Origin of the sequence: Flavimarina sp. Hel_I_48 (assembly GCF_000733945.1) — a bacterium.
In the GTDB taxonomy this organism is placed as follows: domain Bacteria; phylum Bacteroidota; class Bacteroidia; order Flavobacteriales; family Flavobacteriaceae; genus Leeuwenhoekiella.
Map to the genome: position 1 here is coordinate 772572 of NZ_JPOL01000002.1, position 26489 is coordinate 799060.

A 26489-nucleotide genomic window follows, 5' to 3' on the forward strand; every position below is an offset into this window, starting at 1 on the left:
GCCTACAGATGAAAATATAAGTTTACTAAATAAACTAATAAAAAACGCTAAAGACAAAAAGGAAAAAACAAAAGAAAAAGAAACAGTAAAAAAGATTATTGATTCTATTAATGACGAGAGATATAAAGCAATAACTACAAACATTAAAACTTTAAAGCAAGAATTAAACTCAATCGAGAATAGTAAAAAGAATTATAAATTATTACTTGATGATTTAAAAAGAATATCTCAAAATTACGAACCTGTTGAGAACTTAAATGATGTCGATATAAGAATACAAGAGATTGTATCTACAATCATCAGCTTAGATGAATTGCAAAAAAATAAAGAAGTTATTGAAATCATTCAAAAAGAATTCAATACAGTCAAAACGCGCATTGACGAAATTAATGCTGCTTTAGAAATTGAGACAAAAAATCTTCGTGACTTTTTTCAAGAAAAAGGAACTAATGAAGAAACAATTAAAGATTCACAAAAAGCCTCTGAAAATTTATCAAAAATTATTTCTGATTTAGAAAACATAGAAATACTTGATACAAGATTGAAAGCAACATACAGAGAAAACAATCTAAACATTGACAATCTTCAAAGTTTATACGACAAAAACAATTCATTAATAGCGTCAAATTTGGCTGACATAAACAGCAAACTACAAGTAAATGACGAAAATGTACTTGATATAAATTTCACTTACGAGTTTGATGATCTAGAATACCAAAACAGTTTATTTATAGAGTTTTATAATAAGTTCGGTAAATATCATATCTCGGGAACATCAGAATCAAGAATTAAAGAAGTGCTATTTCTTATTGAACCGAATCTTGAATTACTTAATATAAATTACAGCACCTTTAAAGAACGTTTAGACAATTTACTTGATGAAAAAAATATTCGTAAACAAAACAATTATGTAAAAGTAATCACGGAAATTTTTAATAGTTCCGGCAATTATTTGATTTATCTTAACCTTATAAAAAAACATCGTTATAATCTATCGAAATACATTAAAATAAATGGATTCTATGGTAATCGTGAACTAGAATCTTGTTCTTTTGGACAAAGATGTACCGCTGTTATAGTTACGTTATTGATGACAGGTGTGAAACCGTTAATTATTGATGAGCCTGAGGCACATCTTGACAATAAACTTGTTGCTGATTATTTAGTTTGTTTAGTAAAACGAAAGCAATTTGATAGACAAATAATTTTCGCAAGTCATAATTCTAATTTTGTAATTAATGGAGATTCCGCTTTAATACATATTCTAGAAATACCAAACAATGATATTTATACTCACAAAACTTCTACGACAATAGAAAATATTGATTATAGAGAAAAACTATTGAAACTTGAAGGCGGAAAAGAAGCATTTTTAAATAGAGAAAACAAATATGGTATATAAAAAGTAGAAAATACGATATAGATATATTTCATAATACAAATTACTACCCGAGTCCCCAATCCCTCAGGTGAAATTTCAGAAACCTCGCACTCTTAAACTAGGTACCCCACCCAGAAATAAGCATCAAAGAAGTCTGCACTTAAAACTTCATTTTCATAGTTCTTAATAAATTGGTACTAAAATAAGAGTATAAAAATCTTGAAGACGCATAAAGTGCAACAAAAAAAAGACTACAAGAAAAATCCCTGATTTTGAAGTTCAGTGAAAATAAAAACCTTCTAAAACCCTCAAACCACCAAATCCTCAAATAGTTTCTCGAGCGTATCTTCTAAATCCTCACTAAAACCCGGGTGCGTTTTTGAAGTTTGAATAACCGAACTTCGGGTAGCGGTGAGCCACCTAAAGCGTTCGGCGTTTTCTAGTTGGGCGATAGGACCCGCATTTTTTCTGCCACAACTGATCGCCTTAAAAGCGTCCAGGTTTTTTTCTACTTGTGCAACATCAACTTCCGGACAAAAAGCTGCGAGCTTTTTTGAATCGAGTTGATATTTCATAGCGATAAACCGCGGGTTTTTGCAATAGACGATTACCCCCACATTAAAAAATTCCTCGCGCTCAACCTGAGGGACGATGCGTATCACCGCATATTCATACAAGTGCTTCCCGTGCATGCTTTGCTTCTTTAGTAAATACTTCTGCGTGTGCCAGTCGTGTGGTGAAAAAATTGAAATATACCGCTCTTATTTCGTCTGCCGTTATTTCAGAACCTTCCCATTCCAACCATTCCTGCGGAATCAGGTTTACGATCTCCTCTAAAATTGCTGGAGTTAAAATTGTGCTGAACTTAGTGTTCGCCGCTTCCAGTTGGCTTGCTTGTGGAAGCAGCACGTGATCTTTGATGAACGCAAACGGAGTTTGCGCACTTTTTTCCCAATTGGTGAAAGCGTGGTGAAAATACAACGAAGCACCGTGATCTATCAGCCACAATTCGCGGTTCCACATCAGCATGTTTGTATTGCGAAAGGTGCGGTCAATATTGGTCATAAAAGCATCAAACCATACCAATTCTGAAGCCAATTGCGCATCTACAGTGGTCACCACAGGGTCAAAATTAATGGCTCCCGATAAAAAATGAAGCCCGATGTTCATACCCTGACTCCCTTTTAATAGATCCTGAATTTCCTCATCGGCTTCGGTACGGCCAAAAGCTTCATCCAGGTTGGCAAAAACAACTTCGGGTACTTTAAAGCCCAAAAACCTTCCGATCTCACAACCCAATAATTCAGCAATCAACGCTTTGACACCGTGCCCGGCACCTTTAAATTTCACCACATATTTAAAACCGTCGTCAGCATCAGCCACTGCAGGCAACGAGCCACCTTCACGCAATGGCGTGATGTAGCGCGTAACGTTCACCTGGCGAATTTCAATAGGATCGTTCATAAATCAATAACTAAGTGGAGACAAAAATAAGGTATTAAGAGAGTACCACTGGCATTAAATAATATGCCATTTTCTGCTAAAAATCGGCAAATTGCGATTGATAATTAATAATTGGTTTACATTCATAAGTTAAAGATCATGTTCATTTTTAAGGTTGAATTTGAAAAAGCTATGTGTATCTTGTTTCCGCGTATGATAGTTGTAAATCCATTTAGCGGCGTACTACAATAAACGTCACCCTGAATTTAGTTTAGGGTTTCAAAAGCGGCTAAAGTGTTGTTAAACATAGCTTTCTAAAGCACTAGCAGTGCTACGCGTGCAATGCTGAAAGGAGTTCAGCAGGACGAAATTTGCGTTGGGAACGATTCCGTAGAAACAAAAAAAATCAAAATAAAAGAAAAAGTAATATGCATCATACCATTTGCCCTAACTGTAAGGGACGCGGCAAAACGAAACGGAGAATTCGTAAAAACGTTCGCCTTACCTATAAGCGAGCGCTTGAAGCTTTTGAAAATAATGATTGCGTGGGCATTCCTCCCACAAAACCCAAAGCACATTTTGAGCTTTGTACCTTTTGTGGCGGTTCTGGGTTGGTTGCTTCCGCTGCTCCTGCCCTTCCAGATACGGGGAATTATCCTCATGTTGCGATTATTGGCGGTGGTATAGGCGGCACAGCACTGGCGGTGGCTTGTTTGCACCGTGGTATCCCTTTTACCCTTTATGAACGAGATGGCGGTTTTGACACCAGGTCACAAGGCTATGGCCTTACTTTACAACAGGCGCGCAAAGCGATAAAAGGTTTTGGGATTGATTCACTGGCAGAAGGCCTCATTTCCACGCGGCATGTGGTTCATACCACAGATGGAAAAGTGATTGGCGAATGGGGAATGCGAAAATGGCTGGAGGCACATGAAAAAACGGCCGCCAAACGCAGCAATGTGCACATCGCACGTCAATCCTTGCGCCTGGCACTTTTAAAGCAACTGGGCGGTAACGATATTGTGCTATGGAACCATAAGTTCCTGGATTTTCAGGAAAACGAAGACGGAGCGGTATTGCTGAATTTTGAAGTTGATGGAAAAATAAAAACCACCACCGCAGATCTTGTGGTGGGCGCTGATGGCATTCGCAGCGAAGTCCGTAAGTTGGTTCTTGGCGAAGCGCAAACCCCGTTGCGGTATCTGGATTGTATCGTGATTTTAGGTATTTGTCCGCTGGCGGCGATCAAGGGTGTTGAAAATGAATTATTGGATTCCGCAACGGTGTTTCAAACCGCCAATGGAACGGAGCGCATTTATATGATGCCCTATGATGCGGAATCCATAATGTGGCAACTCAGTTTTCCGATGCCGGAAAAGGAAGCGAAAGCACTCAGTGAACAAGGCCCAAAATCCCTCAAGAAAGAAGCCAGTTCAAGAACGCAATGGCATTATCCCATTCCGCAAATCATTGCCGCGACCCGGGCAGAACAGATTTCCGGTTATCCGGTTTATGACCGCGAACTCTTAAAACCTAAGACGCTTCAGGAAGTGGGCCCCGTCACTTTGCTGGGTGATGCGGCCCATCCCATGAGTCCGTTCAAAGGTCAGGGCGCAAACCAGGCGCTGCTGGATGCGCTGTCACTTGCCCGTACAATCTTTCTGAAATGCCAGCCGGGATCCAACTGGAGGGAAAAAGGCATCCGAAAATCTGTATTGACCGTTTTTGAAGCGGAAATGCTTGCGCGCAGCGCTTCTAAAGTAAAAGATTCTGCCGCAGCGGCACAATTTTTACATTCTGATGTGGTACTTGAAGAACACAATGCACCCCGCGGCAGCGCATTTAAAAATAAGGATCTAAATGATTCGTAATACGATGACGATACACCATTTTAATACGGAATAGCGACATAAACTTCAGTCGAAAAACGGACTGAAATAGCCGTTTTTTACCCTGTTTTAGCCGAAAATCGGGCGTTTCTCACTGAAAAATCAGCTGAAATTTAATAGGGGAGTCTCCTTTTAAAAGGCTATTTCAGAACGCAATTATGTTCTCTAAAAATACCAAAACATATAAAACCAAAAATCCCCGAGAACAAGAGTTCTCGGGGATTTAAAAGTGGTGCCTCCAGGAATCGAACCAGGGACACACGGATTTTCAGTCCGTTGCTCTACCAACTGAGCTAAGGCACCTCCTTAAAATGCTTCGGTCTCCATGCTTATCGCATTGCCAAAGCGGCTGCAAATATAATATCAAAATTGATATTGCACAACCTTAGAACGAAAAAATCTGAAAAAATTTTAGAAATAAATGATAACGTATTGATATTCCCTTACATGCACTTTTGTAAATTTGCCGGCCGTAAGCCATCCTAAAATAATAGGGATTGAGAAAATAAATCCCTCGAATTAGGGTTAATGGTTATAGAAGTTGCGCACATGACAAATCTTGCCATAGATATAGGAAATACCCGTTTAAAATGGGGTGTTTTTAAGGATCAAAACCTTATTTCAAAAGAAGATCAGTCCGTTACTGAAGGTATTTCAGTATTAAAAAAAGTGGTGAATGATCAGTCGTTTCAGCAAATTTTAGTTGCCGCTACTGGAAATTCACAAAATGTTGTCACACTGCTACAGGAAAACGGTCTTTCTTTTAAAATCTTAGATCACACAACGGGAATCCCTTTTAAAAACAGGTACAAAACACCACATACCCTGGGGGTTGACCGCATCGCGCTGGTCGCCGCTGCGGTAAAGAACTATCCCGGTCAGCATGCACTTGTGATAGATGCGGGGACGTGTGTGACTTTTGATTTTAAGAATCAACAGGAAGAGTATATGGGAGGTTCCATCTCACCGGGTTTATCGATGCGTTTTAAAGCACTGCATCATTTTACTGAAAAACTACCGCTGCTAACTGCGGAAGAAGTACCGGATTATATCGGTAAAAACACTGCAGAAGCGATACAAAGTGGCGTAATACAGGGTATTTCTCACGAAATAAAAGGCGTAATCGAATGGTATACAGATAATTACCCAGGACTCAAGGTTATTTTAACGGGAGGGGACGCGCTATTTTTGTCTAAAACCTTAAAAAATGGCATCTTTGCGCATCAAAATTTTCTTCTCGAAGGATTAGATCACATAATGGTATTTAACACAACTCAATGATAAAAAGGTTTTTGCTTCTACTAGCGGTATTCCTTACCGCTCCTATGTTTGCCCAAGAGGGAAATTCATCACCTTACTCGTATTATGGCATAGGACTCCGTAATTTTAAAGGAACCGTTGAAAATCAATCCATGGGTGGCATCAGTATCCTTGGGGACAGTATTCACGTTAATTTACAGAACCCGGCAGGTTTCGGTGCCCTGCGCCTTACCAATTTTACGCTGGGGGGAAGCCGTAAGGATGTAAGCTTAAAGAGTGACGCGGGTACCGGTACAAATACCTCTACAAACCTGGATTACGTGACCCTGGGTTTTCCCATAGCAAAAAATATGGGTGCCGGTTTTGGGCTCATCCCCTACACTTCCGTGGAATATAAGATAACGAATCGCACAGACGAGTTTTACGAACGCTTCATGGGCCGTGGTGGTCTCAACAAGGCTTTTGTGAGTTGGGGCTATGAGTTTTATAAAGGGATCAGGATAGGTGCAACCGCAAGCTATAACTTTGGTAATATAAGAAGGGAGTCCGTTCGTGAAGATCGTGGCCAGCAGCTGGGCATACAGGAGATCAACCGGTCTGACATCAGCGGTGTGTCCTTTAACCTTGGACTTCAGGCAGAGCGAAAAATTACCGAAAAACTGAACCTTTACGGCTCTGCCATGTACACTCCAGAGAGTACGATTAGTGCAGAAAACAATCGTGAAATCAGTACTGTGGGAACCGCAGTACAAACCCTACCTACACAAAGGGTCAAAACTGATTTTAAACTACCATCAGAATATACCTTGGGACTTGGTATAGGTGAATCAAGTAAATGGTTTACCGGTGTGGAATACACCAGTGTACAGACCAGCCAATTCACAAATCCATCCTACAGTCTTCAAAATGTGAGCTATGATGATGACTCACAATTCCGCATTGGTGGATTTTATATACCTCGTTTTAATTCTATAACAAGTTACTGGGAGCGAATGGTTTACAGGGCAGGATTCAGATATCAGGAGACCGGTTTGAACATTAATGGCGTAGGGATAAATGAGTTTGGCATATCTTTTGGAATAGGTTTACCAATGGGTCGTGCATTTAGTAATGCGAACATCAGCTTCGAATACGGACAGCGCGGTACAGAGAATGCAAGTCTTGTTAAAGAAGACTTTTTTAAGGTTGGGCTTAGTTTATCACTTAATGATAAATGGTTTGTGCCTTTTAAATTTAATTAAAATTGCTAATATTGTTTTTTTAAAAACCAATTAAGATGAAAATCAAATTTACACTACTATTATTAACCATGTTTGCTGGCGCGAGTACGATCAGCGCGCAGTCTTCAGTAGATTGTGTTACCACTGGTTCTATTTTTACTGAAAATGCCAAGGTAAAAAATTATGATGCGGCTTACGAGCCTTTCAGAAAACTGATGGAAAATTGCCCTAAATGGTCATATGCACTCTATCAATATGGAGAGCGCCTGTACCGTGACAGATTAGAAAAGGCTCCTGAGGAAGAGAAAAAAGCTGTTGTGGCAGAATTTATCCAGATGTATGAGCAGAAATATGCGAGTTATCCAGATCGTGTTTCTAAGGGAGAAAATCTTACTGATATTGCCCAGTTGATGAGCGATAACAACGTAGGAACAAAAATGGAGCAATTTCAAAAGTTCAATGAGGCCTGGGAAGCAGACAAAGATTCTTTTACGAGTCCACGCGCACTTTACAACTATTTTGTTTTGGGAGTAGAATTGCAAAGTACAGGCGATATGGACCTTAATGAAATCTTTGTTCTTTATGACGACGTACAGGAAAAAATCACCGAAGAGCAAAACGCAGCAGCAGAAAGTGCAGCACCGTTGTTAGAAAAAGAAGAGGCTGGCACAGCGCTTACCCAAAAAGAAGAGCGTGCTAAAAACGCGGCCAATGCCAATCTTGAAAACTATTCTAAGGTTATTGCCGGTATGAACGAAAAACTGGGTAAACTGGCAGATTGTGATAACCTGATCCCACTTTATCAGAAAGACTTTGATGCTAAGAAAGATGATATAGACTGGATTAGACGTGCTGCTGGCAGAATGTCTTCTAAGGAATGTACCGAAGATCCTTTCTTTGAAAAACTTGTTGTTCAGTTAGATAAATTAGAGCCATCAGCACAGACCGCATATTACTTAGGTCAGTTGGCAGATAAAAATGGAGACAACACAAAAGCGGTTAAATATTATGAGGAATCTGCAAACCGTGAGACAGACCCAAGTAAAAAAGCAGTGGTATTCATGCGTTTAGGAGAGAAAATGCGCGCTCGTAAGAGTTATTCTCAAGCACGTTCTTTTTATCAAAAGTCGCTTGAAGCAAAACCCTCTAATGGTAGAGCTTATTTAATGATCGCTAACATGTATGCTTCAAGCGCAAATAGCTGTGGGGAAACACAATTTGAAAAACGTGCGATTTACTGGTTGGCTGCTGATTACGCTTCACGTGCAGCGAAAATCGATCCTTCGATTTCTTCAAATGCAAATGAAACAGCCGCAAGCTATCGTGGCCTTGCACCATCTAAAACCGAGATTTTCCAGAGTGGAAAAGCTGGTCAGAAGATCAACTTTAGCTGCTGGATAGGTGGAGGCGTTACCGTTCCCAATCCTTAATGCAGAATAAAATAAAACATACAATTTTAAAAGGGGTCGCAGCATTTGCTGTGACCCTCTTTTTTGCTTGTGGGAACAATGCAGAAGAACTGCAACGGTTCAGCCAGCGTACAGACGGCCCCGCCGCAAAAGGCGAAGGCATCGTTTTGAGATATACAGACTCCGGCAAGGTAAAAGCCACCCTCAAGACTCCTTATATGCTTGATTATGGTATATCAGAATTTCCCTATCAGGAATTTCCAGATGGTATAGATGTAACCTTTGTGAGTGATGACGACAAAGAAAATTACATCACTTCAAATTACGCAAAGCTCTTTAAGCAAACGAACCTTGTTGATCTTCGGAATAATGTGGTATTGATCATGAGCGATTCCACTATTTTGAGAACTTCCCAACTTTACTGGGATCAGCGTAACAACTGGGTCTTTACAAACAGGGCGTACACCATAAATTTTCAAGACGGGTCTTTTAATAACGGAAATGGATTTGACAGTAGTGAGAATTTTAAAAATTTCCTATCTTCTGGCAATCAGAGCAAAATGTATATTAAAGAAGGCAAAAACACTAAAAGCGACAGTTTAAATGAGTAAGTACTTTAAATATTTTGAATACGCCTATCTGATCATTGTTATTCTGTTTTTGCTGAAAGCATACGACTCGTGGCCAGCAGAACCCAACCAGACCTATATTTCGCTGTTTTTTGTTGCCCTTGCGCTGGGCATGTTCTTTTTCAAAAGACATTTTAGAAAAAAGATTGAACAGAACCAACGGGACAATTAAATGGAAACCGAAATCATTATTATAATAATTTCATTATTGCTTTCCGCTTTTTTTTCGGGAATGGAAATTGCCTATGTATCTTCAAACAAGATCCATATCGAGATCGAGAAAAAGCAAAATGACCTAATCGCAAAGATTTTGACACGGCTCACGCAAAAGCCGTCAAAATTTATAGCGACCATGCTCGTGGGCAATAACCTGGCACTTGTTGTGTATGCCTATTTTATGGGTGCCCTTTTACAAAACTGGCTTACAGGTTTTGATTTTGGATATGCGTGGATCAATGAATTCCTTATTCGGTTTAGTCTGATTACACAAACCATTATTTCTACGCTTATAGTCCTGCTCACGGCAGAATTTTTACCCAAGGTGTTTTTTCAGATCTATGCCAATTCGCTTTTAAAGATCTTTGCCATCCCGGCCTACATTTTTTATCTCCTATTTTATTTCATATCCAGTTTTGTTATATGGATTTCAGATATGGTGCTCAAACGCTTTTTTAAGACCGAAGGTGACGAGGTGCAGCTTGCATTTACAAAGGTGGAACTGGGTAACTATATTTCTGAACAGATGGAGTCTATTGAAACCAATGAAGAACTGGATTCTGAAATACAGATTTTTCAGAACGCCCTTGAGTTTTCTGAAGTAAAATCGCGCGAAGTGATGATCCCCAGGACAGAGATCGTTGCCGTTGAAAAAGATACGCCCCTTTCAGAATTAAATTTGCTGTTCACAGAAACCGGACTTTCTAAAGTGCTGGTTTATACAGAATCTATTGATGATATTATAGGTTATGTTCATTCTTTTGAGCTCTTTAAAAAACCTACACATATTGAAGAAGTCCTCATGCAGGTTATCTTTATACCAGAAACGATGCTGGTAAAGGACGTCCTTAACATCCTTATTAAAAAAAGGAAAAGTATCGCTGTGGTCATTGATGAATATGGCGGTACCAGCGGCATGATGACCGTTGAAGATATTGTGGAAGAACTTTTTGGCGAGATCGAAGACGAGCATGACAGCGTACTGCTCATCGAAGAAAAAATTGATGAGAACACCTTTAAGTTTTCCGCCCGGCTCGAAGTGGATTACATCAATGAAACGTACAAACTGGACCTTCCGGAAAGTGAAAACTATGAAACCCTGGGCGGTCTGATCGTGAATAACGAGGAAGGTATCCCAGAGGAAAATGAAATCCTTGAGATTGAAGGGTACCAGTTCCATATCTTACAAACATCAAGCACAAAAATTGAACTTGTGCAGATCAAGAAGATTGAAGAAGATTAAATTCGTTTCTTATCTCATAAGCAGTCCCTTTGGCTTATCTTATTTAAGCGATTTCAGTTTTATCTTTTGATATAAAATAGTATTTTCGCCCTTTATTGCGGTAGAGGTGGTTAAAAATCACCCAAAAAGCTATAAATAACGCAGAATTTAATTTAACGCAGGTCTTTCCCTGCATATTAGTAGTATATCATGGCAGTTTTAAACAAAATCAGGCAACGTTCGGTATTTTTGATCATCATCATTGCCCTGGCCCTTTTCTCCTTTGTACTTGCAGATTTGTTCAAAGGTGGCGGTTTCAATACTCAAAAATCGCAGCGTGTATTAGCCACGGTAAACGGGGAAGATATTGACAGGGATGATTTTGCCAAGAAGGTAGAGTTACAGACCAGCCGCTATGGTGGTCAAATGAGCACGACCCGAGTCCAGAATATGGTATGGCAACAAGAACTTAATGATGTTCTACTGGGCGAACAGATGGATGAACTTGGCATTACCGTAGAAGAGGACCGCTTGAACAGTATTCTTAAAGAAGCATTGCAAAACGAGCCTCAATTTCAAGATGCAAATGGGGTTTTTAGTGAAGGTAAGATGCGCGAGTATATTGCGACATTGCGTTCTACTAATGAAGCGGCTTACAGCCAGTGGGTAGATTATGAGCAGGGACTTGCAAAAAATGAAGAAGAACTGATCTATTTTAACCTTATTAAAGCAGGAATGGGCGCAACCCTTAGTGAGGGCAAGCAAGCTTATGAAATGCAAAACAGCACACGCGATGCACAATTTGTGAACATCCCTTTTAGCAGCATTCCAGATGATCAGGTAAAAGTTTCTAAATCAGATATTGAAAGCTATATCAAAAAACACCAGAACAAATATCAGGTAGAAGCTAACCGCAGCCTTCGTTTTGTGAAGTTTGATGAAAAACCTACCCTTAAGGATGAGAAGGAAGTTGAAAAAGAAGTTGCAACGTACTTGAATGATAAAGCAGGTTATAATGCTGCTACCAAATCAAACGACACCATCGCCGGACTATCAAAAACCGATAATCCTGAAGAATTTGTAAATGAATTTTCAGACCAGCGCTACACAGATCGTTTCTATTTCAAGAACGAACTACCTACCGCTTTCCAGGACCAACTTTTTGCATTGAATGAAAATGAGGTTTATGGACCTTATAAAGACAACGGGGCTTACAAAATATCAAGGGTAATTGCGGTAGAACAAATACCAGATTCAGTAAAATCATCACATATTTTGCTTCCTTTTGCAGGTCTACAGAATGCAGGAGCGGTAACACGATCCAAAGCAGAAACAAAAAAATTAGCAGACAGTCTTGCGGAAGTACTTCGCAAAACGCCTTCAAAAATGGCTGAACTTGCTACCGAATTTTCCACTGATCAGGGAAGCGCCGAAAAAGGCGGTGATCTTGGGTATGTAGCAAAAAATACATTTGTAAAGCCTTTTAATGATTTCGTGTTCATGCAGAACACAGGGGATATTGACGTCGTGGAAAGTCAATTTGGATATCATGTTATCAAAATTGAAGATCAAAAGGGTGAGCAACGTGCTATCAAACTTGCTACGGTTTCTAAAGAAATTGAGCCTTCTCAACAAACTGTAAATGACATTTTCACCGCGACCACTAAATTTGAAATGGCAGCAAACGCTGATCAGAAAAAATTTACTGAAGTGGCAAAGAAAGATAACTATACCGTAAGACCGGTCAATAACATCAAGGCCTTAGATGAAACCATTCCAGGAGAAGGGAGCCAGCGCGAAATTATTCGCTGGGCTTTTGAAGAAGAGACCGAAGTGGGCGATATTAAGAGGTTCTCATTAAATGGTGGTTATCTTGTGGTCCAACTTACTAAAAAGAGCCCTGCCGGACTTATGCAGGTTGATGAAGCATCAGCAAGTGTGACTCCGCTGGTTCGCAATGAGAAGAAAGCTAAGATGATTCAGGATAAGATCTCTGGTAATGATCTTACCGCCATCGCCAGTGCCAATAATGTACAGGTACAAACGGCATCAGCGGTTAGCCTTAAAAACCCTACCCTTGCCGGGGCTGGTCGTGAACCTAAAGTTGTAGGTGCGTTGTTTGGACTGAAAGAAAACACGGTCTCAGAACCTATCGTGGGTGAGAAAGGAGTTTATCTTGTAAAACCTACGGCTATCAATAAAGCGAAGGAAATGGATAATTACTTAAGCTTTACCATGCAACAAACAGCTACCAATAGAAATTCGGTCAATGCAAATGTGACCAAAGCATTAGAAGATGCAGCAGAAATCGAAGATCAAAGGGCAAACTTTTACTAAGAACAATTTGTTTTCAAAATAATAGCAAGACCATTTTCAATTTTTGAAAATGGTCTTTTTATATTTATACCATGACTATAAATGAACTCCACGATATTTTTCTGAAATCTTCAGGAATTTGTATAGACACCCGCAAAATCAGTCAAAATAGCTTGTTTTTTGCCCTTTCCGGGGAGAATTTCAATGGGAATACCTTTGCTGATAAAGCACTGAAGAGCGGTGCCTGTAATGTCGTAATTGATGATGATGACTATGAACAGGAACATACTCTTCTGGTAAAAGATTCGCTGAAAGCACTTCAGGATCTGGCGCATTTTCACAGGAAATTCCTCGGTTTGCCTATCATTGCCCTTACCGGAAGCAATGGGAAGACCACGACAAAAGAATTGATCAACGCGGTGCTTTCTAAAAAATACAAAATCACGGCCACCCAGGGCAATCTCAATAACCACATAGGTGTACCCCTTACCCTGTTATCCATGAATGAAAAAACGGAAATAGGCATTGTGGAAATGGGTGCGAATCATCTTAAAGAAATAAAAAACCTGAGTCAGATCGCAGCACCAGATTATGGCTACATCACAAACTTTGGCAAGGCACATCTCGAAGGTTTTGGCAGCGAAGCTGGCGTAGTAAAAGGTAAAAGTGAACTTTACGATTATATTAAGGCAAACGGTGGTACACTTTTTATAAATGCTGATGATGAGAAACAAAGGGCACGAACCGCTACTTCAGACTTTTATAGCTTTGGGACCAATGCCAATAATAATCTTGTGGTAACCTACCCTCCTGCGCTGCCTTTTGCTGAAATTATATATCAAAAAGAGCCATTTACGAGCCAACTAACCGGTTTTTATAATGCTTCTAATATGGCGGCTGCGCTAAGTATGGGCGTTTTTTTTGAAGTGGAGCCTGAAAAAATCAAAGAAGCGCTGGCCGGGTATAAACCGGCAAATAACCGTTCGCAACTTATGCAAGTGGAACAGTTAACGCTCTTGCTTGATGCCTACAATGCAAATCCCACAAGTATGGAGGCTGCCCTGACCAATTTTAAAGGTTTGGGTGCCAAACATAAAATCGCCATTCTCGGCGACATGTTTGAGTTGGGCGATACAGCCGAAAGTGAACATATGCAGATTGCAACGTTGGCACTAGCGCAAGCGTATGATTCCGTTGTACTTATAGGAAAGAATTTCGCGAAAACCCACATAAATTCTGAAAAGCTCTTCTATTTTGATGATGTTACCGCTTTTGAACAAAACGTACCAGAACAGGTAAAAAGTCTTTTAAAGAAAGAAACATTAGTACTTATAAAAGGTTCTCGTGGGATGGCGCTAGAGCGACTTGTACCCACGCTAAAAAAACTATCTTCTTAAAAAAAAATCCTTCTATTTAGAAGCATCTTTTAAAAGTTCATAACGATATATTTTCAGTAGAAAATCACTAATTGAGCATAAAAAACGCCCGAAAAAAACTTGTTTTTCGGGCGTTTTTGGATGTTTATAAGGTGTGGACCATGTTGGATTCGAACCAACGACTTCCACGTTGTCGACGTGACACTCTGAACCAACTGAGTTAATGGTCCCACAATGGGTGAGCAAAAATAAGGGATTTATACACACCCGCCAAATGCTTCTTTTCAAGCATCAAATCAAAATAAGGTTTGTTTAAGGACAGCTTTTCTAAACCAACTATAAAATATAATCCGTACTTACAAAATTCGATTTTTTGGCATCCATTAATTCCTGTAAAATCGCGTTGTTGTAAGCGTTGTCTTTAGAAGCCACAAATGTACGTATAGAGAACGAACGCAGTGCATCGTGCACGCTCAGTGTACCCACGGCAGAATCTTTACGACCGGTAAAGGGATAGACATCAGGGCCACGTTGACAGGAACTGTTCAGGTTTACGCGGCATACCAGGTTTACTAAAGTATCTATCAGCGGCGCAAGGGTTTTGACTTCTTTACCGAATAAGCTCACCTGCTGACCATAATTGGATTCCGCCATATCATCTAAGGGCTCATCTATATCTTTAAAAGTAAGCACAGGAATTACCGGGCCAAATTGTTCTTCTTTATAAACCCGCATTTCTTTGCTCACTGGAAACAAAACAGCTGGGAAAATGTAGTTTTTACTGCGTTCCCCGCCCTTTTTGTTTAATATTTTAGCACCTTTTTCCGTAGCATCATCTATCAATTCCTGAATATAATCTGGCTTATCAGGTTCTGGCAAGGGAGTTAATTTGACGCCATCCTCCCACGGGAGTCCGAATTTTAATTTATCAACCTGTTCCGAAAACTTTCTATTAAAGGTTTCGGCAATGTTTTCATGTACATAAACCACTTTTAGCGCCGTACAGCGTTGACCATTAAAAGAAAGTGTACCCGCAATACATTCGGAGACGGCAAGATCCAGATCTGCATCAGGCAGTATTATTGCCGGATTTTTTGCTTCAAGTCCTAAAACCAAACGCAAACGATTCTTTTTAGGATGCAGGTTTTGAAGGGCATTTGCTGAAGAGCTGTGCCCTATAAGCGCCAGCACATCTACATTACCGGTCTTCATAATAGGCGCGGCCACTTCCCTGCCCCTCCCATAAACGATGTTTACCACACCTGCGGGAAAACTCTCCTGAAAAGCTTCCAGGAGTGGGGAAATCAATAAAACACCATGCTTCGCCGGTTTAAAGATTGCCGTATTTCCCATAATAAGCGCTGGGATAAGTAGGCAAAATGTTTCATTTAAGGGATAGTTGTAAGGACCCATACACAACACCACCCCTAACGGACCACGGCGTATGTGCGCATGAATACCGTCCTGTTTATGAAACTTTGCACTGTCACGGTCCATGTTTTTGTAATCCTCAATCGTATCGTAGATATATTCTACCGTACGGTCAAATTCCTTCTGGGAATCAGGATAGTTTTTACAGATTTCCCACATGAGCAGATTTACGACCTCCTCCCGTTTGGTTTTCATCTTGGTCACAAAGGTTTCCATACATTTGATACGGTCTGCAACCTTCATCGTAGGCCATTCCCCCTGTCCTTTATCATAGGCCTTCATCGCCGCATTGAGGGCATCCAGACCTTCTTTTTCGCTTAAGCTGGGAATGGATCCCAGGCGTGTAGGTTGTAATTCTCCTTCCTGCTCTGTTTCAATGCTAGAAAACACATCAGTTGTTTTACCTTTCCAGGGAATCAGTTTACCATCTATCAGATAGGTGTTTTGCTCAAGGGGTTTTACTTGAAATTGCTGGGGTATATCAGAAGTTTTAGAAGAAATCATTCAGTGTTCTTTGTAAAAATTAATAGTACATTTTTTTAAATAGAGCGAAATACGGTTTTTCAAGGTTTTCAAAACCATTTAAATGGCAAGTAAACGGATTGAAAGCAAACAGTACAACTCAGATCAAAAACTCAAACAAATTGGGTTTGTCATTAAGGTATTCACCGAAGAAATTTCGGTTTTTCATACGTCTGATCAACGGTTTTAAATCATCCTGGGCTTTCAATTCAATCCCAACAACCGCCGGACCGTCTTCGCGATTGGTTTTTTTGGAATACTGAAAAAAGGTGATATCATCATCAGGACCCATAATTTCTGCAACAAATTCTTTCAAAGCTCCGGCCCGCTGCGGAAAACGGATTATAAAATAATGTTTTAGTCCCTGATAGAGTAACGCACGTTCCTTAATTTCTGCGGTACGCGTGATGTCGTTATTGCTTCCGCTGATCACGCACACGACATTTTTGCCTTTGATTTCTTCGGCATACATATCAAGCACCGAAAGCGTTAACGCTCCGGCAGGCTCAACAACAATCGCATCTTTGTTATACAAATCAAGAATCGTCTGGCAAATTTTCCCTTCGGGCACGGTTACCATCTCACTGAGATATTCACTACAGATAGCAAAATTGCGGTCGCCCACACGCTGTACGGCCGCACCATCCACAAACTTTTCAATCATGGAAAGCTTGGTATTTGCCTTCGCCATGATCGAGGTACGCATGGAGGGCGCTCCCTCAGGCTCCACGCCAATAACTTTTGTTTCTGGTGAGAGCAGGTGAAAAACCGTGCTCAGGCCAGAGGCCAGACCACCGCCGCCCACGGGTACAAAAACATAATCAATGGGATCTTCGGTCTGCTCCAGAATTTCAAGTCCCACCGTCGCCTGGCCCTCAATGATTTTTTCATCATCAAAAGGATGCACAAATATCTTCCCTAGAAGTTTGCATTCCGCCTGGGCAGCCTTACTTGCATCATCAAAATTATCGCCGGTGAGTATAATATTTACCAGATCTTCCCCAAACATTTTAACCTGCTCAATCTTCTGTTTTGGCGTAGGCGAGGGCATATAAATTGTCCCTTTGATATTCAGTTTTGCACAGGCGTAAGCTACGCCCTGCGCGTGGTTGCCCGCACTTGCACACACGATCCCCTTTTTACGATCTTCTTCGCTAAGCGAACTAATTTTGTTATAAGCGCCCCTAATTTTGTAAGATCTAATCTGCTGCAAATCTTCCCTTTTGAGCATAATATTTGCGTCAAACTGCCTTGAATAATGAATATTTTGCATCAAAGGCGTGCGGGCTGCGACTGATTTTAATGTTTCTGCAGCCTGCCTAACAGCGTCTAATGTGGGATAGTATGTGCTCTTCGTTTGGGTCAAACTTGTCATTTTATTATCTATTACAAAAACCTTAGAATATAAAAATCCCAAGGTTTGGCAAAATTTAGACTGAATTGTCTACAATTGAATTATGCAGTAACCGCCTCCTGTTCTTCAACAGCAGTTCTGATTTCTTTCATAGAAGTCATGGATTCGCGCAACCAGGCGCCCACTTCTTCAACGGGATGATTTCTAATCGCATCATTAACCGCTATGAGTTCGCGGTTATCCACACCATTATCTTTGGCAAAATCAGCGCCTATTACTTTCTTATCAATATTCTTCATAAAATCCTGAAGCAAAGGTTTTGCGGCGTGATCAAAAAGATAACAACCATATTCCGCCGTGTCCGAAATGATACGGTTCATTTCAAATAACTTCTTGCGCGCAATGGTATTGGCGATAAGCGGCGTCTCGTGGAGAGACTCATAATACGCCGACTCTTCAATGATACCTGCAGCGGTCATGGTCTCAAAAGCAAGTTCTACGCCCGCTTTTACAAAAGCGACCATAAGCGTACCGTGATCAAAATATTCCTGTTCGCTTATTTTTTGCTCCTGTGCGTCTGTTTTTTCAAAGGCGGTTTCTCCGGTTTCAGCACGCCATTTGTGAAGGTTTTTGTCATCGTTTGCCCAGTCTTCCATCATTGTTTTTGAGAAATGCCCAGACATGATATCATCCATGTGCTTTTCAAAAAGAGGACGAAGGGTTTGTTTCATCTCTTCGGCAAGGTGGAAAGCTTTGATTTTTGATGGATTGTTGAGCCTGTCCATCATGGTAGTAATCCCGCCATGTTTTAAAGCTTCGGTAATGGTTTCCCATCCATACTGAATCAAACGTGCGGCATAGTTTTTATCAATGCCTTCTTCTACCATTTTGTCGAAACAAAGAATGGAACCGGTCTGTAACACCCCACATAAGATGGTCTGTTCGCCCATAAGGTCACTCTTTACCTCAGCGACAAAAGAGGACTCCAGCACACCCGCGCGGTGCCCACCCGTGGCGACCGCATAGGCTTTCGCCTGCTCAAAACCTTTTTGTTCGGGATCATTTTCAGGATGTACGGCCATTAACGTAGGTACACCAAAACCGCGTTTGTACTCTTCGCGCACTTCAGAACCTGGACATTTTGGCGCTACCATGATCACCGTAATATCTTCACGGATTTTGGTTCCTTCTTCCACGATGTTAAAACCGTGACTGTAGGAAAGGGTCGCCCCATTTTTCATCAAAGGGACGATCGCTTCAATCACTGAGGTGTGCTGCTTATCTGGCGTAAGATTGCAAACCAGATCTGCCGTAGGAATCAATTCTTCATACGTTCCCACGTTAAAACCATTTTCGGTGGCATTTTTATAAGATGCGCGTTTTTCTTTTATGGCGCCCTCGCGTAGCGTGTAAGAGATATCGAGGCCAGAATCACGCATATTGAGGCCCTGGTTAAGCCCTTGTGCGCCACAACCTACAATCACCACCTTTTTTCCTTTAAGCGCCTCTACTCCTTCACTGAATTCATCAGCTTCCATAAAACGGCATTTGCCCAGTTGGGCCAATTGATCTCTAAGTGAAAGCGTATTGAAGTAATTTTTCATTCTAATTGGTTTTGTTCCTAAAAGGGCAATTTTTCACCCTTTTTGGGTCATTATTTGGTTAATTTGCTTTGTTTATTCTTTGAATTCAGCCAATAAGGTTGAAATTTTCATTTCATCTTTTGTTACTGCAATACGGCCACTGCGTACAAACTGCATGATACCGAAAACGCTCAGTTCCCTGTAAAGCAACTCGATCTCGCTACGGCGACCGGATTTCTCCAACACAAAAAACTCTTTGTTTACGGTAACAATACGCGTATTGCTTTCCTTAATGATGTTCTGGATCTGCGGTTCTTCAAAAAGCAGTGAAGATTTGATCTTAAAAAGACAACTTTCCAAGAAAATAGTTTGCTCGTCTGTATGGTAGAACGCCTTGATCACCTCGACCTGTTTTTCCAACTGGCCAATTATTTTTTTGATACGTTCTTCGGTAAGGCTGAGCACAAGCGTAAACCTGGATACGCCTTCAATTTCTGAAATGGACGTGTTCAGGCTTTCTATATTTATATGCCTACGTTGAAATATGGCCGAGATTCTGTTCAACAAACCGATATTATTTTCGGTATAGATGGAAACGGTATATGTTTTTTCTTCGTTCATTATTCTAATCTTATATCTGAAACTGAAGCTCCTGACGGAACCATTGGGAATACGTTATCTTCTTTTTCTACTTTAACTTCAAGGAAATAGGGCCCATCACAAGCAATCATAGTTTCAATGGCCGCGGTAAGATCTTCTCGCTTTGTTACTTGCTGCGCCTCTATGGAATAACCTTTTGCGATAGCGACAAAATCAGGGTTTACCATTTCTGTAGAAGCATAGCGCCTGTCAAAAAACAACTGCTGCCATTGACGCACCATCCCTAGGAAATCATTATTAAGTACCACGATCTTTACAGGTACTTTGGTCTGAAAAATAGTACCCAATTCCTGAATGGTCATCTGGTAACCACCATCCCCTATTATGGCCACCACTTCACGTTCTGGAGCGCCCATTTTAGCACCTATCGCCGCGGGAAGTGCAAATCCCATGGTTCCCAACCCGCCAGAGGTGATGTTGCTCTGCGTTTTATTGAATTTTGCATAGCGGCAGGCGACCATTTGGTGCTGACCCACATCAGAAACGATTACCGCGTCCCCTTTAGTTACTTCGTTGATGCCTTCTAAAACCTCGCCCATGGTCAGGCCCTCTTTTGTAGGGTGAATATCATGGGTTATGATTTTATCATATTCAATTTTATATAAATCCTTAAACTGCTGGTGCCAGGCCTCATGTTTATTTTCTTTGACCAATGGCAATAGTGCCGCCAGTGTTTCTTTGCTGTTGCCTAAAACGGCCACATCTGCATTGACGTTTTTGTTGACTTCTGCGGGATCAATTTCAAAGTGAATGACTTTGGCTTGTTTTACATAGGTATTTAAATCTCCGGTTACGCGGTCATCAAAGCGCATCCCGATAGCGATAAAAACGTCACATTCATTGGTCAGCATATTGGGCGCATAGTTTCCGTGCATACCCACCATACCCACATTAAGGGGATGATCTGTAGGGATTGCGGAAACGCCTAAAATGGTCCATGCGGCCGGAATTCCGGTTTTTTCAACGAGCGCTTTAAATTCTTCCTCGGCTTTGCCCAGAATTACACCCTGACCCCAAACGATGAAGGGTTTTTTTGCATTATTGATCAGTTCCGCAGCTTCGGCAACCTTGTCCTTATCCATCACCGGTATGGGTTTATAACTGCGGATACCGGTACACTTATTATAGGTGAAATCAAATTCCTCAAATTGTGCATCTTTGGTAATATCAATAAGTACCGGCCCCGGTCTGCCACTTTTGGCGATATAAAATGCTTTGGCCATAATCTCCGGAATTTCAGAAGCGTGCGTGATCTGATAATTCCATTTAGTGACCGGTGTGGAAATACCGATGATATCAGTCTCCTGAAAGGCGTCGCTACCCAATAAATGGGAAGAAACCTGACCCGTAATGCAGACCATGGGAGTAGAATCTATCTGCGCATCGGCAATTCCCGTAATCAGGTTTGTCGCACCGGGACCAGAGGTTGCAATGGCTACGCCCACTTTTCCGCTTACACGGGCATATCCTTGTGCGGCATGCGTGGCACCTTGCTCATGGCGGGTAAGAATGTGGTTGAGCTGATCCTGGTATTTATAAAGTTCGTCATAAACAGGCATGATCGCTCCACCGGGATAACCATAAAGCGTGGTAACACCTTCAGCCAGAAGACATTTTATAATTGCCTCTTTTCCCGTTATACGTTCCGTAACCTGATTCTCGTTAGGCTGCAATTTCATCGTTTGTATTTCCATAGCATTAGTCTAAAATTCATCCGTCACGCAACCCTGAGAGGCCGAAGAAACGGTCTTTGCATATTTGTAGAGTACGCCGCGATCAAATTTGAGCTTTGGCGCATTCCATTTTTCTTTTCTTTCTTTTAATTTTTCTGCGGAAACGTCAACGGTAATAGAATTGCTTTCCGCATCAATAGTGATTATATCGCCATCTTCTACAAGCGCGATATTCCCGCCTTCCTGAGCTTCTGGGACAATATGACCCACCACAAATCCGTGCGTACCGCCGGAAAAGCGACCGTCTGTGATCAACGCCACATCTTTGCCCAGACCAGCGCCCATAATGGCGGCAGTTGGTTTAAGCATTTCGGGCATTCCGGGGCCACCCTGCGGACCTTCATAGCGAATGACCACTACATTTCCTTTTTGTACTTTACCGTCCCTAATACCATCATTTGCCGCATATTCGCCGTTAAATACTTTCGCAGGCCCGCTAAAGCGGAGTCCTTCTTTTCCGGTAATTTTAGCTACGCTGCCCCCTTCAGCAAGATTCCCGAAGAGAATGCGCAGGTGGCCTGTTTCTTTAATTGGCTTTTCTTTTGGCATAATGACGTCCTGCCCTTCTTTCAAATCGGGCACATCTGCAAGGTTTTCAGCAATGGTTTTACCCGTTACCGTTAGACAGTCCCCATGCAACATGCCTTCCTTGAGCATATATTTCATCACCGCCGGGATTCCGCCTACATTATGCAGGTCTTCCATAAGGTATTTTCCACTGGGTTTAAGATCAGCCAGAAAGGGTGTAGAATCACTGATACGTTGAAAGTCGGCCAGGGTAAATTCAATGTTTGCCGCTTTGGCAATGGCCAGAAAGTGCAATACTGCATTTGTAGAACCTCCCAGAACAATCACTAAACGAATGGCATTTTCCATCATTTTTAGCGTGACAATGTCAGAAGGTTTAATATCTTTTTCTATAAGGTTTCTAAGCGCATCGCCCAGACGTTTGCACTCTGCTTTTTTATCATCGCTCACCGCTGGATTGGAAGAATTATACGGCAAGGACATGCCTAGGGCCTCAATCGCAGACGCCATGGTATTTGCAGTATACATTCCGCCGCAGGCGCCAGCACCGGGACAGGCTTTGTTGATGACCTGCTTGAATTCGTTTTCATCTATAGTACCCGCAACCTTGGAACCCCAGGCTTCAAAAGCAGAAACCACGTCAAGTTTTTTACCCTTATGGCAACCGGGGGCGATCGTACCACCATATACTAATATAGAAGGACGATCCAATCGCAACATGGCCATTAGCGCACCAGGCATATTTTTATCACAGCCCACTACGGTAACCAGACCGTCATAACTCATCGCCTGCACCACGGTTTCCATACTGTCTGCAATTATATCGCGGGAGGGCAATGAAAAACGCATTCCAGGAGTACCCATGGAAATACCATCACTTACACCAATGGTATTAAAAATAAGGCCTACCATATTCGCATCATCAATCCCGGTCTTAATATCAGCGGCCAGGTCATTGAGGTGCATATTGCAGGGATTGCCCTGATAACCGGTGCTTGCTATCCCTATTATAGGTTTTTTAAAATCTTCATCCGTAAGGCCGATGGCATGTAGCATCGCCTGTGCGGCCGGCTGTGTGGGATCTTGAGTAACTGTTTTACTGTACTTGTTTAATTCCATAAGTTATATTGTACCTCCGAAAATAAGAAGATTAAATGCTTTTCTTTCCGTTATGTTCTAAGGCCATTAATTGCTAACAGGTAACTTAGCTTTTTAATTCATTGAATATCATCTATTTAAATGTGTTTTTGTTACTATAGCCAATTTTTTAAGATTTGTTGAAAATAGTATTTTCAGGTGTTTAGCGCTAAAATTTCCACATTCCAGCCCACATCTTTGAACTTTGAATGTTTTACCCACAATCGTAGAATAATTCCACACATTGCTATTCTTTAAATCCCAATCAACATAAATTTTATATGTAGCTGCCACATTTTTTTGCAATATTTAGAGAATTCATAACTACCCATCAATAAACTGTGAATTGTAAAAGAATAGGCTGTAAAATTCATATTATCAATATCTTATAATATTTAACAACGTTTCTCCAAAGCAAAATCCTAATAATTTTTAGCAGAATGATCTCTAGAAAATGTTCGGCTAAATCTTAAATAATATCTGGTGCTTGCTACGACAGCACGCGCGGTATTGTAATTGCTCCCTAAAATGAAGGATAAAAAGAGGGTAACCCAACTCATAAACTGATTTTAATAATATATACCAATTAGATTAACATCGCATGAACACAACGTTAGAAGACAAGAATGTCAAGAATGCAAAATTAAAACTAGAGCGCATACTTTTTAAAGCTGATGAAATGGGCTTTATAAGCAAATATGATGGTAAGGATTATCCAGAATACATTCATGACCTTTGGAATTCAATTATTCACCAGCCTATATTAATGACAGAAGCTCTTGCGGTAGAAAGCAAGTTGGGCAACGGGGATACGATTCAATTGGTCAGTGATGCTATGTTTGAATCATTTCACAGACATCTTGAAAGTTATTGATTTTCCCGGCATTTGCTGGGAGATCGTATTGATTCCCATTTCATTTAATTGTAAAATACGAGGATAACCACCTGTTATTTGACAATCCCGCATAAGTACAAGTAGCTTGCCCTGGGGCGTTAATTGAACCGTCCCAGGCATGGTTACCGAAGTTGTAATACCCTCTAAGCTATTTCTTATTTCTTCTTTAAACTGAATTGCCATGCGGTTGCTTGTGGGCAACAGCGTAAAAGGAGTTTCAAATAGTTGCCTTTTCTGTTCTGATTGAAGCAAATCATACTCGGGTCCTGGTATTACTTCTATCGATTTATCCTTACCCTCCTTATTTTCAAACTGAACGCGCGCAGAGGTATTTGGAAATGTTGGTTTTAGATCAAATAATGGCAATATTGCTCCTTTTTTTAAGCGAAAATCTGACGTAATTCCTGCATATTGACTCCGGCTATTAAGTATTAATGGGGTATTTATTCCACCAGAAATTGCCAAATACGCTCTAAAACCGACTTTTAATGCTCCAAAATCTAGTTGGTCTCCCGGATTGACCACATACGGTTTATCGTTTTCAAAACGTTCACCATTGCACCTGAGCTCAAAAGCTGCCCCGCATACGCAGATAGTAGTCTGCGTACTAAATCTTAATTTTGGCCCTGAAAAGGTAATTTCCAATACGGCATCGTTCGGTTTATTACCAAGTAATAAATTTGCCTTCTTTGCCGAAAAAGAATCCATAACTCCCGCTTGAGGTACGCCAAAGCCGGCGATGCCAAATCTGCCCAGATCCTGAACACTCGTATAAAAACCGGGGGAAATAATTTCTATATTAGCCATTTTCCTCAATATTTAGCTCATAATTGCCATTTTCTACCGCATTTTTGATGCGTGCATGCGCTTCGATATCTACTTCTTTAAACCGGATCTGATCGCCGGCCTTCAATAAACAAGGTTCTGGCACGTTCGGATCAAATAGCGTTAATGGACAATTACCGATGATCTGCCATCCTGCCGGACTCGCAGTTGGATAGATTCCGGTCTGGTTTTCGGCAATGCCCACGGCTCCTTTTTCAATCCTGGATCTCGGCTCTTTTTTCCGTGGAAACGCCAAACGTTCATCCAGCCCGCCCAGATAGGGAAAACCGGGCAAAAACCCGATAAAATAAACAGTGTAAACCGGTGCGGTATGCAACCTTATTAATGAATCTATGCTTTGCTTCTTTTCTTTTGCCAGAAATTCCAGATCCAGCCCAAAATGCGAATCATAGCATACCGGTAGTTCTACGACACGTTGTTCCACCTCAAAATCCTTTGTGGGATCAAAGTTTAGCTTTTGCAGCGCTTTTAAATCGGTATCGCGTGAATTTATAATGTGGGGATAACGCACTAAAACCGATGTATACGTGTTCACAACTTCGACTTCCGGCTGCAGCAACGATGCAATTTTTGCTTTAGCGGAAAGCAGGATTTTCAAATTTTCAGGACTAAAATCAAAATCCCACTGCATTAGGATCCCACGATCACCAAAACGTGAAATTTGGGGTTTTTTAGCCATTTTTCACCTTTTTTAAGAGGTTCTTCTCGCCCAGCTTTTCATGCAGGAATTTCAGCAGGGAAACGGCATTTGCAGAATCCCCGTGCACACAGACTGTATCTACGCGTGTATCAATTTCTTTGCCTTCAATTGTTTTTATTTTTTCATCAAGCAGCATATGCGTTATATGACGGAGTATTTCCTCCTGATCTGTGCGCATGGCATTGGCCTCTTTGCGGGAAACCAGGCTATGATCATCGTTATAATTACGGTCTGCAAAGCCTTCAAAATGAACCTCAACAACACCTTTGGCAATTTTGGAAATAACCGAATCGTATGGAGCATAAAGTATTGTTTCCGGAAAATATTCACGGATCAGGTTTACCATCATGGTAGCATACTCTTTGTCTACCGCACAGCGGTTATATAGCGCGCCATGAGGCTTTATATGGTGCATTTTCACACCCTCGCGCGTACATTGCGTAGCTACAAGATTGATTTGCTCCAGCAGACTTTTACGCAATAGCGTTATGGGCATGGGAATAAATTCCCTCCCGAAGTTTTTCTCATCTGGAAACGAGGGGTGCGCGCCTATTTTTACCTTGTGTTCTTTGGCCAGTGAAACCACCTGCGCCACCGATGCCAGCGAACCCGCATGGCCGCCACAGGCAATGTTGCAAGCAGTGATAAAGGGCATAAGCGCCTCTTCATTGCCCATGCCCTCGCCCGTATCACAATTCAAATCTATTTTACGTTTCGCTGCTGTCAATTATTGGGTTTT

At 41.2% G+C, this 26489-nt stretch carries 21 protein-coding genes, 2 tRNA genes and 1 pseudogene; 11 read left to right on the plus strand and 13 right to left on the minus strand.

Translation table 11 applies throughout. From position 1 onward, the window contains the following. Positions 1–7 precede the first annotated feature (7 nt). Positions 8–1402 (plus strand): annotated as a pseudogene (locus P162_RS03580) (AAA family ATPase); the annotation flags it as partial. 287 nt (positions 1403–1689) lie between these two features. Here P162_RS03580 and P162_RS03585 read toward each other — a convergent pair. Together P162_RS03585 and P162_RS03590 are read right to left on the minus strand one after the other, a co-directional pair. Continuing rightward, a complete protein-coding gene (locus P162_RS03585) occupies positions 1690–2073 on the minus strand; it encodes a DUF3037 domain-containing protein (RefSeq protein ID WP_031425863.1) in 384 nt (127 codons plus the stop codon). Continuing rightward, the gene (locus tag P162_RS03590) at positions 2051–2845 is read right to left on the minus strand and encodes a HipA family kinase (RefSeq protein ID WP_031425864.1); all 795 of its coding nucleotides are present in this window, start codon (positions 2843–2845) and stop codon (positions 2051–2053) included. Before P162_RS03590 ends, P162_RS03585 begins: the two co-directional genes overlap by 23 nt. 407 nt (positions 2846–3252) lie before the next feature. Between P162_RS03590 and P162_RS03595 the strand changes: the two genes are divergently transcribed. Beyond that, positions 3253–4695: an FAD-dependent oxidoreductase gene (locus P162_RS03595; protein WP_031425865.1), complete on the plus strand. Its 1443-nt coding sequence runs from the start codon at positions 3253–3255 to the stop codon at positions 4693–4695. A gap of 248 nt (positions 4696–4943) precedes the next feature. Here P162_RS03595 and P162_RS03600 read toward each other — a convergent pair. Next, positions 4944–5016 (minus strand) — tRNA-Phe (locus P162_RS03600). 225 nt (positions 5017–5241) lie between these two features. Between P162_RS03600 and P162_RS03605 the strand changes: the two genes are divergently transcribed. The 8 genes from P162_RS03605 (at position 5242) to P162_RS03640 (ending at position 14382) form a co-directional block, all read left to right on the plus strand. Then, on the plus strand, positions 5242–5994 hold the full coding sequence (locus tag P162_RS03605; protein ID WP_051907760.1) for a type III pantothenate kinase: 753 nt from the start codon (positions 5242–5244) through the stop codon (positions 5992–5994). After that, the gene (locus tag P162_RS03610) at positions 5991–7214 is read left to right on the plus strand and encodes a hypothetical protein (RefSeq protein WP_031425867.1); all 1224 of its coding nucleotides are present in this window, start codon (positions 5991–5993) and stop codon (positions 7212–7214) included. Before P162_RS03605 ends, P162_RS03610 begins: the two co-directional genes overlap by 4 nt. A 35-nt stretch (positions 7215–7249) precedes the next feature. Continuing rightward, positions 7250–8623 (plus strand): tetratricopeptide repeat protein, encoded by a 1374-nt coding sequence (locus P162_RS03615; protein ID WP_031425868.1) that lies wholly within the window; start codon positions 7250–7252, stop codon positions 8621–8623. Continuing rightward, on the plus strand, positions 8623–9213 hold the full coding sequence (lptC, locus tag P162_RS03620; RefSeq protein ID WP_051907761.1) for an LPS export ABC transporter periplasmic protein LptC: 591 nt from the start codon (positions 8623–8625) through the stop codon (positions 9211–9213). The genes P162_RS03615 and lptC overlap by 1 nt, the downstream gene beginning before the upstream one ends. Continuing rightward, positions 9206–9403, plus strand: coding sequence for a hypothetical protein (locus P162_RS03625; RefSeq protein ID WP_031425870.1), 198 nt, complete (start codon positions 9206–9208; stop codon positions 9401–9403). The genes lptC and P162_RS03625 overlap by 8 nt, the downstream gene beginning before the upstream one ends. After that, the gene (locus tag P162_RS03630) at positions 9404–10690 is read left to right on the plus strand and encodes a hemolysin family protein (protein ID WP_031425871.1); all 1287 of its coding nucleotides are present in this window, start codon (positions 9404–9406) and stop codon (positions 10688–10690) included. It begins immediately after the preceding gene. Positions 10691–10879: 189 nt separating this feature from the next. Next, a complete protein-coding gene (locus tag P162_RS03635) occupies positions 10880–13006 on the plus strand; it encodes a peptidylprolyl isomerase (RefSeq protein ID WP_031425872.1) in 2127 nt (708 codons plus the stop codon). Between the two features lie 71 nt (positions 13007–13077). Next, positions 13078–14382, plus strand: coding sequence for a UDP-N-acetylmuramoyl-tripeptide--D-alanyl-D-alanine ligase (locus tag P162_RS03640; RefSeq protein WP_031425873.1), 1305 nt, complete (start codon positions 13078–13080; stop codon positions 14380–14382). A 134-nt stretch (positions 14383–14516) separates the two neighbouring features. Here P162_RS03640 and P162_RS03645 read toward each other — a convergent pair. The 7 genes from P162_RS03645 to ilvD form a co-directional block, all read right to left on the minus strand. Continuing rightward, positions 14517–14591 (minus strand) — tRNA-Val (locus P162_RS03645). Positions 14592–14697: 106 nt separating this feature from the next. Further along, positions 14698–16296 (minus strand): NADP-dependent glyceraldehyde-3-phosphate dehydrogenase, encoded by a 1599-nt coding sequence (locus P162_RS03650; protein WP_031425874.1) that lies wholly within the window; start codon positions 16294–16296, stop codon positions 14698–14700. A 118-nt stretch (positions 16297–16414) separates the two neighbouring features. Next, positions 16415–17689, minus strand: coding sequence for a threonine ammonia-lyase IlvA (gene ilvA, locus P162_RS03655; protein ID WP_031425875.1), 1275 nt, complete (start codon positions 17687–17689; stop codon positions 16415–16417). An 80-nt stretch (positions 17690–17769) separates the two neighbouring features. Beyond that, positions 17770–19272 carry a ketol-acid reductoisomerase gene (gene ilvC / locus P162_RS03660; protein WP_031425876.1) on the minus strand — a complete coding sequence of 501 codons (1503 nt, stop codon included), beginning with the start codon at positions 19270–19272 and terminating at the stop codon, positions 17770–17772. Between the two features lie 72 nt (positions 19273–19344). After that, positions 19345–19872, minus strand: a complete 528-nt coding sequence (gene ilvN / locus P162_RS03665; protein ID WP_031425877.1) for an acetolactate synthase small subunit — start codon at positions 19870–19872, stop codon at positions 19345–19347. Then, complete coding sequence (gene ilvB / locus P162_RS03670; protein WP_031425878.1) at positions 19872–21605, minus strand: biosynthetic-type acetolactate synthase large subunit; 1734 nt, start codon at positions 21603–21605, stop codon at positions 19872–19874. The genes ilvN and ilvB overlap by 1 nt, the downstream gene beginning before the upstream one ends. 9 nt (positions 21606–21614) lie before the next feature. After that, positions 21615–23291 (minus strand): dihydroxy-acid dehydratase, encoded by a 1677-nt coding sequence (ilvD, locus tag P162_RS03675; protein ID WP_031425879.1) that lies wholly within the window; start codon positions 23289–23291, stop codon positions 21615–21617. Between the two features lie 619 nt (positions 23292–23910). On the opposite strand from ilvD, the gene P162_RS03685 reads away from it, so the two are divergent. After that, positions 23911–24183 (plus strand): hypothetical protein, encoded by a 273-nt coding sequence (locus tag P162_RS03685; protein WP_031425881.1) that lies wholly within the window; start codon positions 23911–23913, stop codon positions 24181–24183. Here the strand turns inward: P162_RS03685 and P162_RS03690 are convergent. The 3 genes from P162_RS03690 to pxpA are packed head-to-tail and all read right to left on the minus strand — an operon-like array spanning position 24154 to position 26477. Next, on the minus strand, positions 24154–25011 hold the full coding sequence (locus tag P162_RS03690; protein ID WP_031425882.1) for a biotin-dependent carboxyltransferase family protein: 858 nt from the start codon (positions 25009–25011) through the stop codon (positions 24154–24156). The genes P162_RS03685 and P162_RS03690 overlap by 30 nt on opposite strands. Further along, complete coding sequence (gene pxpB / locus P162_RS03695) at positions 25004–25729, minus strand: 5-oxoprolinase subunit PxpB (protein WP_031425883.1); 726 nt, start codon at positions 25727–25729, stop codon at positions 25004–25006. Before pxpB ends, P162_RS03690 begins: the two co-directional genes overlap by 8 nt. Next, on the minus strand, positions 25722–26477 hold the full coding sequence (gene pxpA, locus P162_RS03700) for a 5-oxoprolinase subunit PxpA (protein ID WP_031425884.1): 756 nt from the start codon (positions 26475–26477) through the stop codon (positions 25722–25724). The genes pxpB and pxpA overlap by 8 nt, the downstream gene beginning before the upstream one ends. Positions 26478–26489 lie beyond the last annotated feature (12 nt).

Coding starts and splice junctions, on each gene's coding strand:
- P162_RS03585 (WP_031425863.1), bottom strand. CDS start 2,073: ATGCACGGGAAGCACTTGTATGAATATGCGGTGATACGCATCGTCCCT.
- P162_RS03590 (WP_031425864.1), bottom strand. CDS start 2,845: ATGAACGATCCTATTGAAATTCGCCAGGTGAACGTTACGCGCTACATC.
- P162_RS03595 (WP_031425865.1), top strand. CDS start 3,253: ATGCATCATACCATTTGCCCTAACTGTAAGGGACGCGGCAAAACGAAA.
- P162_RS03605 (WP_051907760.1), top strand. CDS start 5,242: ATGGTTATAGAAGTTGCGCACATGACAAATCTTGCCATAGATATAGGA.
- P162_RS03610 (WP_031425867.1), top strand. CDS start 5,991: ATGATAAAAAGGTTTTTGCTTCTACTAGCGGTATTCCTTACCGCTCCT.
- P162_RS03615 (WP_031425868.1), top strand. CDS start 7,250: ATGAAAATCAAATTTACACTACTATTATTAACCATGTTTGCTGGCGCG.
- lptC (WP_051907761.1), top strand. CDS start 8,623: ATGCAGAATAAAATAAAACATACAATTTTAAAAGGGGTCGCAGCATTT.
- P162_RS03625 (WP_031425870.1), top strand. CDS start 9,206: ATGAGTAAGTACTTTAAATATTTTGAATACGCCTATCTGATCATTGTT.
- P162_RS03630 (WP_031425871.1), top strand. CDS start 9,404: ATGGAAACCGAAATCATTATTATAATAATTTCATTATTGCTTTCCGCT.
- P162_RS03635 (WP_031425872.1), top strand. CDS start 10,880: ATGGCAGTTTTAAACAAAATCAGGCAACGTTCGGTATTTTTGATCATC.
- P162_RS03640 (WP_031425873.1), top strand. CDS start 13,078: ATGACTATAAATGAACTCCACGATATTTTTCTGAAATCTTCAGGAATT.
- P162_RS03650 (WP_031425874.1), bottom strand. CDS start 16,296: ATGATTTCTTCTAAAACTTCTGATATACCCCAGCAATTTCAAGTAAAA.
- ilvA (WP_031425875.1), bottom strand. CDS start 17,689: ATGACAAGTTTGACCCAAACGAAGAGCACATACTATCCCACATTAGAC.
- ilvC (WP_031425876.1), bottom strand. CDS start 19,272: ATGAAAAATTACTTCAATACGCTTTCACTTAGAGATCAATTGGCCCAA.
- ilvN (WP_031425877.1), bottom strand. CDS start 19,872: ATGAACGAAGAAAAAACATATACCGTTTCCATCTATACCGAAAATAAT.
- ilvB (WP_031425878.1), bottom strand. CDS start 21,605: ATGGAAATACAAACGATGAAATTGCAGCCTAACGAGAATCAGGTTACG.
- ilvD (WP_031425879.1), bottom strand. CDS start 23,291: ATGGAATTAAACAAGTACAGTAAAACAGTTACTCAAGATCCCACACAG.
- P162_RS03685 (WP_031425881.1), top strand. CDS start 23,911: ATGAACACAACGTTAGAAGACAAGAATGTCAAGAATGCAAAATTAAAA.
- P162_RS03690 (WP_031425882.1), bottom strand. CDS start 25,011: ATGGCTAATATAGAAATTATTTCCCCCGGTTTTTATACGAGTGTTCAG.
- pxpB (WP_031425883.1), bottom strand. CDS start 25,729: ATGGCTAAAAAACCCCAAATTTCACGTTTTGGTGATCGTGGGATCCTA.